Below are 13,167 nucleotides of genomic sequence, written 5' to 3'. Positions count from 1 at the left end.
GCAACAAGGTTCTGTGCCGTCTAAAGAGGGAGCGTTAGAGCTAGCAGTCGCGCATGCGCTGGTACGACGGGCCTCGGACGGCTTTGTCGATGAGGCACTCCGGATCTATCGGCCGGCTGATCCGGTCGTGGTATTCGGTCGCCGCGATACCCGACTGCCGGGCTTCGCGGCCGCCGTACGGACTGCTCGGGATGCCGGGTTCGAGCCGTTGGTGCGGGCGGTTGGCGGACGGCCGGTCGCGTATACGACTGAGGCGCTGGTCGTTGACCACGTTCGAAGTGAGCGCCTCGCTCCGGATGGCATGGAGTCGCGCTTCACACACTACGGCGACCTGTACGCCGGTGTGCTCCGCGATCTCGGGATCGACGCGCGAGTTGGCGCCGTACCGGGGGAGTATTGTCCGGGTGCGCACAGTGTCAACGCGCGTGGCGTGGTGAAGCTGATCGGCACCGGACAACGCGTTGTGCGCAACGGCTGGTTGTTCAGCGCATTGATTGTCCTAGGCGACGATGACCAGTTACGCCCGCTGCTGACGGAGATCTACCGCCACCTCGACCTCCCCTTCGACCCAGCCTCGGTGGGATCCGTGGAGACAGAGGCTCCAGGCCGCGCCAACTCCGTTGAGCTGCTACTACGCGCCGCCTACGCCCAAACCGCCGTACTGCAACCTGCAACCTTGGACGAACCCACGCTCGCCTTGGCAGCCGAGCTCGCCGCAGACCACCGCGCCTAGGTAGTCCGCTCTCGGGCGACTAGTAGGTGGAGCCCGAGCGTGAGGGCGAGGATCGTTGCGGCGACTGTTAGCAACGTGTGGGGTGCGGCGCCGGCGGCGAGGGTGATTCCGCCGAGGCCACCGCCTAGGGCCGCGCCGAGTGATATGGCGCTGCCGTTGAGGGCCATCACGATGGCGGCTGAGTCTGGGGCTAGGCCGCCTAGGCGTGCTTGCTGGGGGACGGCGGCGCCGCCGTTGCCGACGCCGGCTAGGAAGAACCAGAGCAGTCCCATGACGGCCGCCGCGGTGACTGGCGCGAACGTCAGGGCGACATCGCCGATGATCGAGTTCAGCAGGAGGCCGGTGAGGACGACGGTCAGTACGCGGATCGGCGTGAAGCGATCGGTGAGGCGGCCGGTGACGGCGTTGCCGAGCATGCTGAACAGGCCGTACCCGAACATGATCAGGATGATCATCCAGTCGGCCCGGAAGGTCGGTCCGAAGATCAGCGTCGCGTAGGTGAAACAGGTGTAGCTGCTGCACAGGATGCCGACCGTGACGAGCAGACCGGCCAGCAACCGAGGCTGGCGGAGCGGTCGAAGCCGGTCGGCCAAGGTCCCGGCCGGGAGGTGCAGCTCAGGCAGCCGAAGCATGATCCCGACCAACGCGATCGTGCCAACCACGGCCACCAGGATCATCGGGAAGCGCCAACTGGATTGCCCGATCACCAGCCCGACAGGTACGCCGAGGGCGGTCGCGGTCATCCACCCACCAAGCACGAACGACAGCGCCTTCCCGCGATGCCGGATCGGAGTCTGCGCGATCACATACCCCAGAATCACCGCGTTCAGCAGGCACCCACCAAGCGCCGCAATCACCCGACCGCCGAAGGCGACCCCGTAGTTCGGTGCGAGAGCAACGACCAGGTTGCCGACGACAAACACCGCCAGCGACAGTGCGATCGTCCGCCGACGCTCCCACCGACTGGTCGCCGTACCAAGGATCGGAGCCGCGATAGCCGAGGTCAGCGCGAAGACGGTCATCAGCTGACCAGCCGCCGCCTCGCTGACCCGCAGGTCATCGGCGATCGCCGGCAACAGCCCCGCCAGCACATAACCGTCGATCCCAGTCGAGAACGCGGCCGCCGCCAGCCAGATCAAGGTCCGGTACGAGACGCCGCGGTCTACCTCAGTTTGCTCCACAAGCGCCTATCGAACCCTCGTCGGCTCACCCCGGCAAGCGCTCGCCCGCGTGCTGGGCAAGTACGCGGGCTGCTTCCGCCGCGCGCAAACCCGTTCGCGCGCGGTCTGCAAGCACACCTTCACGCAGAAATGCGGCGAATCCGTGGGCTGTGGCAGCGATCGTGTGGATCAGGTCGACAGCCGCGTCCGGGGTGGTTCGGAGCTGCTCGGCAGGCTCCCGCAGTACGTCGAGGACCTGCTGACCGGCCTCTTCCAGGCCAGGGTGGTCAGCCTTTACCAACCCGGCGCCGAAGGTTACATCGAACAACGCCTGCTGGTCGACCGCGAACTCGACGTACGCCGTCGCAAACCGAGCGAGCTGCTCGGCCGGGTCGGCGACTCCGGTCATCGCGGCGGCGAATCGCTCCCGCTGCTCCTGATAACTGCGCAGGGCGAGCGCCGCGAGCAGGGCTTCCTTGTTCGCGAAGTGCCGAAACGGCGCAGCCGCGCTGACCCCGGCCCGGCGGCTCGCCTCGGCCAGCGAGAAGCCCTGGGGTCCGCGTTCGGCGACCAACTGCAGTGCGGCCTGCTCGAGTGCATTCCGCAGATCGCCGTGGTGATAGCCGGCCCGAGGAGTCATGAGATCGATGTTAACAGCATTAACTTCAGGTGCTACGCTCGTTGATGTGAATACCATTAACTTTGACCACATCGGCCTGTCGGTGGCCGATCTCGACGCGCAGCGCGCCTTCTACGGACGTGCGCTGGGCCTGACATTCGTCGAGGAGGAGCTCGAGTTGCCCGAGGCTCAGGTCCGAACGGTGATCCTGCGGGCGGCCAACGGGCTGAAGCTCGAGCTGATCGAGCGGGGTGGTTCGGCGCCGCAGGAATTCGCCGATCCGTTCGCCGGAGCCGCCGTACAGGGCTATTTCCACTGGGCTCTGTCTGTCGATGATCTGGACGCGACGTTCGCGCAGTTGCTGGCGGCCGGGGCGTGCGAAGTCAGTCCGCCGGCGCCCGCGGCCCGGGCCGGGATGCGCTTCGCCTACGTGAAGGATCCGGAAGGTAATCTCCTCGAAATCGTCCAGCCCGCGGTGGCCTGATCGTCCTGTGTAAGGCTTGCCCCATGCGCATTGCGGTGATGGGGACGGGCGGGATCGGCGGGTACTTCGGTGGGCGGCTCGCGGCGGCGGGGCATGACGTTGCCTTCGTGGCCAGGGGTCGTCAGCTGGAGGCGTTGCGGGTGAATGGGTTGCGGGTGCAGAGCGAGCTTGGTGACCTGCATTTGCCGGCGGTTGAGGTGACGGATGATCCGTCCGAGTTGGCGCCGGCGGATGTCGTGTTGTTCGGGGTGAAGTTGTGGGATACCGAGGAGTCGGCTGCGCTGATCAAGCCGTTGCTGGGGGAGCAGACGGCGGTGATCTCGTTCCAGAACGGTGTGCAGAAGGACGAGGTACTGCGTCGCATTCTCGGACCCGAGCATGTCGTCGGCGGGGTTGCCTATATCGCGGCGACGATCGCCGAGCCCGGCGTCATCAAGCACACGGGAACGCTGCAACGTCTGGCCTTCGGCGAGTACGACGGGAGTGCGTCGGATCGCGTCGAGGCGTTCCGCGCGGCCTGTGCCGAGGCTGGTATTGATGTTGCTGTCAGCAACGAGATTGAGCGGACCATCTGGGAGAAGTTCGTCTTCCTGGTCGGCCTGTCCGGGATGACGACGAGCACGCGGACGCCGATCGGCGCGATTCGCAGCAACCCGCGGTCGCGGGCGTTCCTGCGGGACGTGATGGAGGAGGTCGTCCAGGTTGCCCGCGCGCACGGCGTACCGATCGCGGCTGACTTCGTCGACGACCGGCTGGCTTTCGTCGATCAGGCCCCGGCCGAGATGACGTCGTCGATGCACCATGACCTCAACCGCGGTAACCGCCTCGAGGTCCAATGGCTCAGTGGCGACGTCGTCGACCGGGGCCGTGCGCACGGCGTACCGACTCCGTGCAACCGCGCAATCACCGATCTACTGGCTGTGCACGCCGACGGGCACTAGTCCTCCGGGAAGTGCGGGATTTGCTCGTCCGGGTTCTCGTCGGGTTTCGGCTCCGGAGCCGGGGTGGGTTCGACGTCGGGATCGGTGAGGTCGGGCAACGGTTCGACGGGTGGGACCGGGATGGGATTGGTACTCATGATTCCTCCTAGGGGTGCCGGCGGCGGAGTTCAGGGAGCACTTCGGTGCGGTAGAGGTTCATCATGTCCACCGAGTGCGGGCCCATGTTCGCCACGTAGATCTCGTCGAAGCCGGCCTCGACGTACGGCGTGAAGGCGTCGACGTGGTCATCGGCCTTCGGCCCGCAGGTGACCGACTTGGCCGTCGCTTCCTTTGTGACGAGCTGACTCGCCTGCTCGAAATGACGCGGCGAGGGCAGCACCTGGGCGAGTTCGCCGGGGAGACCGGAGTTGCCCCAGATCCGGTGTGCCTGCTCGATACCCTCGGCCTCGGTCGGCGCGTAGCTGACCTTGAATCCGGCCTGCGTGGGTTTGCTGCCACCGCCGTTGGTGCGGAACCGATCGACCAGCTCGGCATCGGGTGAGGTGGTGATGTAGCCGTCCGCGATCCGGGCGGCGACATCGGTGGCCTCGGGACCGAAACCGGACATATAGATCGGCAGCGGCTCCTTTGGCCGGGTGTAGATGCGGGCGGTGTCCACGGTGTAGTGCTTGCCGTGATGGGAGACGAACCCCTCCTCCGTCCACAACCGCCGCATCACCTCAACTGCTTCCTCCAGCATCTCCAGCCGTACGTCGACCGTCGGCCAGACCGTCCCGAGCACGTGCTCGTTCAGGGCTTCACCCGTCCCGATCCCGAGCCGGAACCGCCCGTTCAGCAGTACGGCGCTGGTCGCCGCGGCCTGGGCGATCACGGCCGGATGGATCCGCACCGTCGGGCACGTCACCGCGGTCGTCACCGGCAACTCGCACACCTGTGAGACCGCTCCGATCGCCGACCAGACGAAGGCACTCTGCCCCTGCTCGTCGTTCCACGGATGGAAGTGGTCACTGATCCACAAACCGTCGAATCCGGCGTCCTCGGCCATCCGCGCCTGCTCGATGAGCTGGGCGGGCGTGTACTCCTCGCTGGACAGGAAGTACCCGATCTTCACGCTCTCCTCCGATCACTGGGTACCGTGTCCGGTGCCCGTGACCCGAGGATCCATGCGTGGGGCTACTTCAGCAGCGCGACGGCTTCCTGGATGGAGTCCGTGACCAGGAACCCGGTCGCTTCCAGGGCATCCCGGCTCATTGCGCCGGTGCTGACCAGGATGCTGCCCGCGCCGGCAGCCCGCGCAGCATCCGCGTCGTCGACCACGTCACCGATCAGTACGACGTCGGCCGGGTCCAGGTTCTGCGCCTCGAGATGCCGGATCAGGCTGTCCGCCTTCGAACCGCCACCGACCTCGGCGACCAGTCCGTCGATCCGGGTGAAGTACGACGTCAGCCCGAACTCGCCGATCGTCGGGGTGAGCCGGTCGTGGAACCACATCGACAGCAGCGACTGCGTCCGCCCGGATTCGGCCAGCCCCTTGAGCACATCCTGGGTGCCGTCCGCGAGCAGGGCTTCGGCGAGCAAAGCGTCGTACCGGTCGTGGTAGAGCTTGTCGACCTGCGCCCACTCCTCCTCGTCGAGGAGCCGCTTCAGGACCGTCTCGTACGAGACGCGCATCGGCCGCGTGTACGCCGCCTGCCAGTCCGCCCACGTGATCGCCGTACCGCCGAAGCCCACGAACACCTCGTTGACCGCTGCCAGCACGATCTCGTTGTCGTGCAGCAAGGTGCCGTTCCAGTCCCAGACCACATGAGAGATCTTCACCGGCAGCAGTCTAGGTGTTCAGCAGGACGAGTTGAGCTCGCAGATGTCCGAGGCCTGGGTGGAGACCTTGAGGTCGTCGTACCAGATCCAGGAATCGTTGGCGGGGGCGAACTCGGCGGTCGCTCCGCCGGCGAACGACGAGAAGTAGGCCTTGTCCACCTGGTCGCTGTTCTTGACGAAACGCAGGCCGGAGATGTTCGCGGCCGAGACGCCGTTGAACCAGACCTGGATCTGGCCGTCGGGGTTCGCCTCGCCGTTCGTCACGGTGTTCACCCGGAACCGCTGGATCACGTTCACCCACGAGCCGCGCGGCCACTTGAACACGGTCCCGGAACTGTTGGTCAGGTTGACGTAATCGCCGTACTCGCCGTTGTGATTCAGGCTGTAGTAGTAGATGGCCGCCTGCCCGCTGCTGCGCCAGATCAGCCGGGACGTGAAGCCGTTGTAGCCGTTACAGGGCTGGCCGCCGGAGCAGGACAAGCCACCGGCCAGGCCGACACCGACCTTGCCGGCGTACTGGGTCGTACCCCAACTGAAGTCGCTGCTGAACCGGACCCATTGGGACACGTAGTACTCGCGGGCCTTGGTCAGCTTGAACGGTGCTTGGGCGCCGGAATTCGCCGGACCGATCTGGCCTTTGGGGTAGAAGACGCGCAGCGATTTGGTGCCGTTGTGGTGGAAGTTGACGCCGTCGATCCAGGTCCGGTTGCTCATCCCTTCGTCCCAGTCGGCATTCCAGCCATCGGTCGCCCAAGCGGCCCGCGTGTACGCCGATTGCGACGCCGGACGCTCGAACGTGTTGATCATCAGAGCGGAGGTCTGGCCGACGGCAGGAGCTTGGGCGAGACCTGCGGCCAGCAGGGTGAGGGCGGTGAGCAGGGCCACTGAGCGGATTCTTCGCCTCATGGGAAATCCTTCCATTGAGAGAATGAATAACCAGCGTTGCTATGCCGCTCAGCGTGTGCCCTGCAACATTTGCCCGCAATAGCTCAGGATTCATTCCTAATACACGCCTTGACGGGGATTGAATCGGCTCTCACGATGTCCTCCATGGACGTTCCCCGCGGGATGAAGTTCCGGGCCTTGGCCGAACAGTTGCGCGAGCAGATCGCGACCGGCGTCTGGACGGTCGGCGGCCGGTTGCCGACCGAGCCGGAGCTGGCCCGCTCGGCCGGCGTCGGCATCAACACCGTCCGGCGGGCGGTCGACCTGCTGATCGAGGACGACATCGTCCAGCGCCGGCAGGGTTCCGGGACCTACGTGCTCGCGCAGCCGTCCGGCATTCGGCTGCAGCGCCGGTTCGTCGGCGTACTGGTGCCGTCGACGTCGTACTTCTACCCGAAGGTGATCGAGGGGATCGAACGGGTACTGAGTGCGGCCGGGGTGCGGGTGATCCTGTCGAGTTCGGAGTACAACCTCGAGGTCGAGGCCGAGCAGACCCGCCAACTGCTCCAGGCCGGCGTCGACGGCCTCCTGCTGGTGCCGAACCTGCATCTAATGGACGACCCCGGGCTGTACTTCGAGGACCTACCCGAACTCCCGGTCCCGTATGTGCTGATCGAGCGCCGGCCGCCCCATCCCACGCTGGATGACGCGACGCCGTACGTCTGCACCAACCACCAAGGCGGCGCGTACGCCGCCGTCCGGCACCTGACCGAGCTAGGCCACCAACGCATCGGCCACCTCGGTCGGCTTCGGACTGGTACGGCGGATGCCGTGCAGGCCGGATTCGACGCGGCCATCACGGAGTTCGGTCTGCCCGTGATCCCCGAGGTCAACCAGCGCCGCGAGATCTGGACCACTTCGGAGATCGCCTCGTACGCCCGGACTTGTGTCGACAACGAGGTCAGCGCGGTCTTCTGCCTAGGCGATCGCGACGCCTCGGCACTGGTTTTGCACGCCCGCCGACTCGGACTCGATGTCCCTGGCGACCTGGCGATCGTTGCCTACGACGACGAAGTGGCCGACCTGGGGGAAGTGCCACTAACCGCTGTCTCCCCACCGAAGGCTGAAGTCGGTGCGCTCGCCGCCGAGCTGCTACTGCGCCGCCTCACCCAGGGCGAGACCGCTCCCATTCATCAGGTCCAGCTGCGCCCGCGGCTGGTCATCCGCGCCTCCTGCGGCGCCGCAAGCCGAGAGCTGGTGGAGATGTGAGGCCCTACCTGCTGTCAGCCGCGTTGATCGCGGCCCTGCTGCAACCCGTGAGCGCAACTGCGGCACTACCCGAGGATTCGGTTGCCTCCGGCAATCTTGTTGTGAACCCGGGGTTCGAGGCTGCAAACCCGGATGGATGGACACTCTCGACGGGTGCTGCGCTGGATTCCAGGACCTTGAAGGTGACCTCTAGTACTGGAACTACCTGGGAGGGCGCGAACTCTGCCTCCTTCGGACTGGACGGCCGCCGCACGTCGCGGGTGACGCTTTCCGCGCAGGTCAAACTCGATGGTGTGGTTCCGGGTGCCACCCCCGACAATGCGGCGAAGCTCTACATTGCGTTCGTCAATGCGGCGGGTGTGAAGAACTGGCAAGGCGTTCGGCTGCAAGGCACCCAGAACTGGACATTGCAGACCGCCACGTACGCCGTACCGGCTGGAACGGTGTCGGCGTTCGTCAGCGTGGCGCTCGATCGTGCGGTCGGCACAGTTCGGTTCGACGATCTGCGGGTTGACGCGAGTGCCCCGGTCAACCTGGTGACAAACCCCGGCTTCGACACCACGACGACCGATCCGAACTGTCCGGCGGCTGGCTGGTGTACCCCGTACCTGAGTCAGGTCTATGACCTCAGCGAAGGCGCCATGCGGCTGAAAGGCGTGCCAGGGAAGAAGGTCGGCGGGTTCGTCACTACGCAGGTCGACCAGGCCGTCTGGCCGGTAGTCACGGTCGCCGCGGACGTGCGGACCGATCAACTGGTGTCGTCGGACTTCACCGACGTACCGGGTGGGTTGCGGGTCAGCCTCAGCTTCTCGTACGTCGAGAACGGGCAAACCACCTACACGGGCTCATCGATCATCGCCGGGGTGATCACCGGGAGCCGTGGTTGGTCGCGCATCTCCGGGACCATGCGACTGCCGGCCAAGACCAAACGGATCCAGGTGATCCCGACAGTCACCAACGCGACCGGTACGGCGTGGATTGACAATGTCAGCGTCAGCACCGAATCGAACTGGGTGTCGCCGGACACCGTAACCAAGTCGGTTGCCGCGGGCTCCGAAGTTGTGCACTACACGACGATCACGAACCGCCGCGAGGTCGCCGACACGTTCCGACTCAAGCTCGACCAGTCGGCGTCGGCGCCGTACACAGCAAGGCTCGAAGCGGACTCGATCACTCTGGCCCCCGGCGCATCCGCCCAGGTCAAGGTCTTCGTCACCGCCCCAGCAGGACAAGCGCCCGGTACGACGCGCGAGGTCAAGCTCCTCGCGACTCCAGCCGCTGCACCGGAGCTAACGCAAACAGCGTGGCTCGAGACGCGAGTCGCGGCAGCGGCCGTGCGTGGTGAGCAGCCACAGGTGTTCAACACAGCTGGTGAGCTAGACGCGCTCCGGAAGAAGGTTGCCGACCAGGGCTGGGCGAAGGATGCCTTCGGCAAGGTGGTGAAGACCGAGGCCGACAACTGGTTGCCGCGTCCCCTCGACAAGACGATGTTCCACAACGCGTGGACCGGCAACTACAAGTGCCCGGGCACGAACACGAGTCTGCGGTTCGACTACGACAAGCCGACCGAGCACACCTGCCCGATCGACGGGAAGGTCTACACCGGTGAACCCTACGACAGCGCCTGGATCGAGACCTGGCATTACAACGCCGCCCAAGGTGCTGCGGATCTAGGCCTCGCGTATCAACTGACCGCGGATCCTCGGTATGCAGCAAAGGCACGAGACCTCCTGCAGTACTACGCCGACCAGTTCGTCTCAGTCCCGTTGAACGGGCTCTACGGCCGCGTGCACTACCAGGTGCTGGACGAGGCGGTCTCGTCAATCGCCCTCGTCGATGCCTACGACCTGATCCACGACTCGCTGACACCGGCCGAACGGGTGGACATCGAGGAGAACCTCCTCCGCCCGCTGGCCGACCTGATGACCTCCTGGCCGACGTCCACCTCGAACTTTCAAGCCTGGAACGACGCCGGCATCTACTCGATCGGCGCCGCGCTGAACGATTCGGCGTACAAGGACTATGCGCTGCACGACTCCGAGGACGGGCTGGAGTTCCTGCTGAACAAGGCGCGGATGGACGATGGTTGGTGGTGGGAGGGTTCGGCCAGCTACCACGTCTACGCACTGCAGGCGTTGACGAGTCTCGCGCTTGCGGCTCGCGGCGAGCACGACTACCTCGGCGATCCGCGGTTCAAGCAGATGTACACGACCTTGCTGCCCTACCTGTATCCGGATCTGACGGTCCCAGCGGCCGGCGACGGTGGCAACTGGGGCAGGCGGTTCGGCGTCAGCTTCACGCAGTTCGCCGAGTTCGCCTACGGCCAGTACGGCGATTCGCGGTTCGCGGCCGCGCTCGACTTCGCGTACACGAATGCGAAGGTGCCGCGGGCAGACCGCTGGGCACTGCGGTACGGCGCCGACAGCATCCCACCGAGCTCCGGATTGCGAGTCGGGAGCACGAACTTCGCCAGTCTCGGTGAGGCCGTTCTGCAGTCGCACAACGGTCGCAACCTGGCCCCGAATCCCGGGCTGGAGGACGAGTCCACGGTGGCGGACGGCGTACCGGCGTACTGGAAGTTGGACGGCGCATCCTGGGTGACGGATGTCGTGATGGACGGGAAGCGCGCGGCGCGGGTGACTGCCGATCTGTCAGGCTGGCGTGGGTTGCGGCAGGACGTGCCGCTCGATGGGCGCCGGACGCCGACCATCCGGTTGTCGGCCATGGCGAAGACGTCGGCCGCGACGGCCGGTCGGTTGACGGCGAGCTTCCTCGACCGACACGGCCGGGTGTTGTCGACGAAGAGTGTGGCGTTGCTGCGTGATTCGGACTGGACGGCGTACGACGTCGATGCTGAGGTGCCGGCGGCGACTCGGTCGGTCCGGCTCAGTCTCGGCAGCGACCGGGGGACCGGGGCGCTGTGGTTCGACCAGGTCGATCTGTGGACGAACCAGTTGCTGGTCGACGGTCAGCGAGAGGTTCCGGTGCAGGGCGGCAACGTCGGCTCGCTGACGCTGCGTGGCGCCGGCAAGGTGGAGCTGACCTTCCTCGACAAGGACGGCGCCGTACTGGCGACAAAGGCGGGGAAGCTCCGGGTACAGGCCGACGTGCCGGCGCAGACGGTCAAGGTGCGAACCTCGGCGGCCTCCCGAGCGGTGCTGAGCTTCGAGCATGGGATCGACGCCTTCCAGGCGAACTACCTGCGGCTCGACTACGGCATCGCAGGCGGTACCCACGGGCATGCCGACAAACTGCACCTGGATGTCGTCGGTGCCAGCGGGCTGCAGTCGACCGACCTCGGTCAGGTGTACGGCGCTTCCAACGCGGATCTGACCGAGAACTGGTACCGCGAGACGGTCTCGCACAACACGGTGGTCGTGGATGGGACGAGCCAGGACCGGAACCTGCGCGGCACCCTGAAGTACTTCGGAACCACGCCGCGGCTGCAGGTCGCGGATGCGGAGGTCAAGGGTGCCTACGCCAGCGTCCCGGCGTTGAGTGATGTCGAGCTGGAACGCGCGGTGCTGATGACCGACGACTACTCGCTCGACGTCTTCGATGCCAAGGGCACCAAACCACACCGATTCGACCAGTCGTGGCACGGCGCCGGTTCGCTGACGATCGGGACCGTGCCGATGAGTCCCGCGCCCTGTTGTGTTCTCGATCCGGACAACAAGAACTTCGGCTATCACCTGCTGAAGAACGTTGCCGAAGGCAAGGCTGCGGACGGTCGCTGGACCGGCACTTGGTCGAGCGGTCTGAAGCTGACCGCACTGGAGCCTTGGGCAACGACCGTCCTGCACGAGACCGGTCCGGGGACGGCATCGACCGGTACGGCGATCCCGTTCGTACTGGCTCGCCGTGAGGGCGTGGCGGCGACGCGGTACACGACTCTGCTCGAGACTGCGCCGACCGTGGCCGCCGTACAGCGGATTGCGGACGGGCACGTGCGGGTCGACCTGGCCGCTGGTGGTCGCGACGACCTCTTGTACGACGACGGCTTCGCATTGATCAAGCGGACCCGGTCGGTGCAGAGTGTCGACATGCTGCAGCGAACGTCGGTCGTCGTCGACGCCCGGACGTATGTCGAGGCGTCGCGGAAGCTGGACAACGCGTCGATCGAATACGCCGGGGATACCGTGCGGATCGACGTACGGCGGTCTGCTATGGCGCCGGCCCCGGCCACGCTGCGGATCTACGCGCCGGACGCCCGGTCCGTGACGGTGAACAATCAGCCGGCCAGCGTTGTGCCGGTGGGCGGTGGGTATCTGAAGGTTGTCGTGAATGCGTGAACTGATGGATTGGGTCGGGATTCCGGTAACGGAACAGGCCGCAGTTCTCGCGTCGCCGCCGGACGAGCAGCAGCTCACGGCGGCGGTCGCGGAACTGCGGCGCGATCTCGGCACCCTCGAAAGCCGGGCCTGGCCGGCCGACAGCGGCACGCTGCCGTTGTACGCCTACCTGACGATCCTGCCCGAGGTGCTTGCGTGGCATGCGGCACGTGGGGTTCCCCGAGAGGTGTCGCAGGCAACGATGCGGCAGCTCGGTTCCCGAGTCCGCGACGGCGAGCTCATCCGCCCTTACTGGTTCGGCCGTCACTTCCGTGGCAGCCTCTATCGACTCGGCCGGCTCCAGTTCGACCGGACCACCCGACACGGCGAGCCGATCCTGGACATCCACATCCCGAGCGGCGAGCCGCTCACCCCCGAGGCCTGTGACTCCTCGCTGACCGCGGCCCGCCCGTTCTTCGCCCGACACTTCCCGGCCGAGGACTACAAACGAGCCGTCTGCACCTCCTGGCTCCTCGACCCACAGTTGGCCGACTACCTACCGGAGGACTCCAACATCCTCCGCTTCCAACGCCGCTTCACCCCCGAAACAGTCGTCTCCCAAGCCGACGACGACGTCACCACCTTCGTCTTCGACCAACCACCTGGCGCCGAACTACCCCGCCGTACCACCCTCGAACGAGCCATCGCCGACCACCTTGCCAACGGCAACCACTGGCACCACGTCACCGGCTGGCTCCCCCTCTGACCCGCATCGGCCTCGCCAACACCATCACCGCCACCCGCCCTCGCCCCCGCGACCGAAGCCACCGTGCCCCCGCGACCGAAGCCACCGTGCCCCCGCGACCGAAGCCACCTTGCGAGTGTGGGGACTGGCGCGTCGAGTGTGGGGACCGTGGTGCCGACAAGCGCCTTGGGTTCAGGTGGTCGTTGCAACACCTTGATTGTGGAGGTGTTGTTGATGTCTGT

At 66.1% G+C, this 13,167-nt stretch carries 12 protein-coding genes; 6 read left to right on the top strand and 6 right to left on the bottom strand.

Features of this window, described 5'->3' with window-relative positions:
* Positions 1–13 precede the first annotated feature (13 nt).
* Positions 14–733: a lipoate--protein ligase family protein gene (locus ABD231_RS40195; RefSeq protein WP_344165100.1), complete on the top strand. Its 720-nt coding sequence runs from the start codon at positions 14–16 to the stop codon at positions 731–733.
* Here ABD231_RS40195 and ABD231_RS40190 read toward each other — a convergent pair.
* Positions 730–1,914: an MFS transporter gene (locus ABD231_RS40190; RefSeq protein WP_344165097.1), complete on the bottom strand. Its 1,185-nt coding sequence runs from the start codon at positions 1,912–1,914 to the stop codon at positions 730–732. The two genes, ABD231_RS40195 and ABD231_RS40190, sit on opposite strands and share 4 nt — an antisense overlap.
* Positions 1,915–1,939: 25 nt before the next feature.
* Entirely contained in the window at positions 1,940–2,533 is a 594-nt protein-coding gene (locus ABD231_RS40185) for a TetR/AcrR family transcriptional regulator (RefSeq protein WP_344165094.1), read from the bottom strand.
* Between the two features lie 46 nt (positions 2,534–2,579).
* Between ABD231_RS40185 and ABD231_RS40180 the strand changes: the two genes are divergently transcribed.
* Together ABD231_RS40180 and ABD231_RS40175 are read left to right on the top strand one after the other, a co-directional pair.
* Complete coding sequence (locus tag ABD231_RS40180) at positions 2,580–2,996, top strand: VOC family protein (RefSeq protein ID WP_344165091.1); 417 nt, start codon at positions 2,580–2,582, stop codon at positions 2,994–2,996.
* A 23-nt stretch (positions 2,997–3,019) separates the two neighbouring features.
* Positions 3,020–3,937, top strand: a complete 918-nt coding sequence (locus ABD231_RS40175) for a 2-dehydropantoate 2-reductase (RefSeq protein ID WP_344165088.1) — start codon at positions 3,020–3,022, stop codon at positions 3,935–3,937.
* Here the strand turns inward: ABD231_RS40175 and ABD231_RS40170 are convergent.
* The 4 genes from ABD231_RS40170 to ABD231_RS40155 form a co-directional block, all read right to left on the bottom strand.
* Positions 3,934–4,074 carry a hypothetical protein gene (locus tag ABD231_RS40170; protein WP_344165086.1) on the bottom strand — a complete coding sequence of 47 codons (141 nt, stop codon included), beginning with the start codon at positions 4,072–4,074 and terminating at the stop codon, positions 3,934–3,936. The genes ABD231_RS40175 and ABD231_RS40170 overlap by 4 nt on opposite strands.
* Positions 4,075–4,082: 8 nt before the next feature.
* Positions 4,083–5,048: a TIGR03557 family F420-dependent LLM class oxidoreductase gene (locus tag ABD231_RS40165; RefSeq protein WP_344165084.1), complete on the bottom strand. Its 966-nt coding sequence runs from the start codon at positions 5,046–5,048 to the stop codon at positions 4,083–4,085.
* Positions 5,049–5,110: 62 nt separating this feature from the next.
* Positions 5,111–5,755, bottom strand: a complete 645-nt coding sequence (locus ABD231_RS40160) for an HAD family hydrolase (protein WP_344165081.1) — start codon at positions 5,753–5,755, stop codon at positions 5,111–5,113.
* Positions 5,756–5,773: 18 nt separating this feature from the next.
* A complete protein-coding gene (locus tag ABD231_RS40155; protein ID WP_344165078.1) occupies positions 5,774–6,661 on the bottom strand; it encodes a polysaccharide lyase in 888 nt (295 codons plus the stop codon).
* Between the two features lie 144 nt (positions 6,662–6,805).
* On the opposite strand from ABD231_RS40155, the gene ABD231_RS40150 reads away from it, so the two are divergent.
* The 3 genes from ABD231_RS40150 to ABD231_RS40140 all read left to right on the top strand — a co-directional run bounded on the left by ABD231_RS40150 (position 6,806) and on the right by ABD231_RS40140 (position 12,946).
* The gene (locus tag ABD231_RS40150; RefSeq protein ID WP_344165075.1) at positions 6,806–7,909 is read left to right on the top strand and encodes a LacI family DNA-binding transcriptional regulator; all 1,104 of its coding nucleotides are present in this window, start codon (positions 6,806–6,808) and stop codon (positions 7,907–7,909) included.
* Between the two features lie 182 nt (positions 7,910–8,091).
* Entirely contained in the window at positions 8,092–12,201 is a 4,110-nt protein-coding gene (locus ABD231_RS40145; RefSeq protein WP_344165071.1) for an alginate lyase family protein, read from the top strand.
* On the top strand, positions 12,194–12,946 hold the full coding sequence (locus ABD231_RS40140; protein ID WP_344165068.1) for an acyltransferase domain-containing protein: 753 nt from the start codon (positions 12,194–12,196) through the stop codon (positions 12,944–12,946). The genes ABD231_RS40145 and ABD231_RS40140 overlap by 8 nt, the downstream gene beginning before the upstream one ends.
* Positions 12,947–13,167 lie beyond the last annotated feature (221 nt).

The organism is Kribbella yunnanensis, from assembly GCF_039529655.1.
GTDB lineage: Bacteria > Actinomycetota > Actinomycetes > Propionibacteriales > Kribbellaceae > Kribbella > Kribbella yunnanensis.
Note: the sequence above shows the minus strand (reverse complement) of the source record. Positions and strands in the feature narration are given on the sequence as shown.

Bases quoted from the DNA above. Each gene is read 5' to 3' on its own strand.
- ABD231_RS40185 (WP_344165094.1), bottom strand. From the start codon at position 2,533: ATGACTCCTCGGGCCGGCTATCACCACGGCGATCTGCGGAATGCACTC.
- ABD231_RS40175 (WP_344165088.1), top strand. From the start codon at position 3,020: ATGCGCATTGCGGTGATGGGGACGGGCGGGATCGGCGGGTACTTCGGT.
- ABD231_RS40170 (WP_344165086.1), bottom strand. From the start codon at position 4,074: ATGAGTACCAATCCCATCCCGGTCCCACCCGTCGAACCGTTGCCCGAC.
- ABD231_RS40155 (WP_344165078.1), bottom strand. From the start codon at position 6,661: ATGAGGCGAAGAATCCGCTCAGTGGCCCTGCTCACCGCCCTCACCCTG.
- ABD231_RS40150 (WP_344165075.1), top strand. From the start codon at position 6,806: ATGGACGTTCCCCGCGGGATGAAGTTCCGGGCCTTGGCCGAACAGTTG.
- ABD231_RS40140 (WP_344165068.1), top strand. From the start codon at position 12,194: ATGCGTGAACTGATGGATTGGGTCGGGATTCCGGTAACGGAACAGGCC.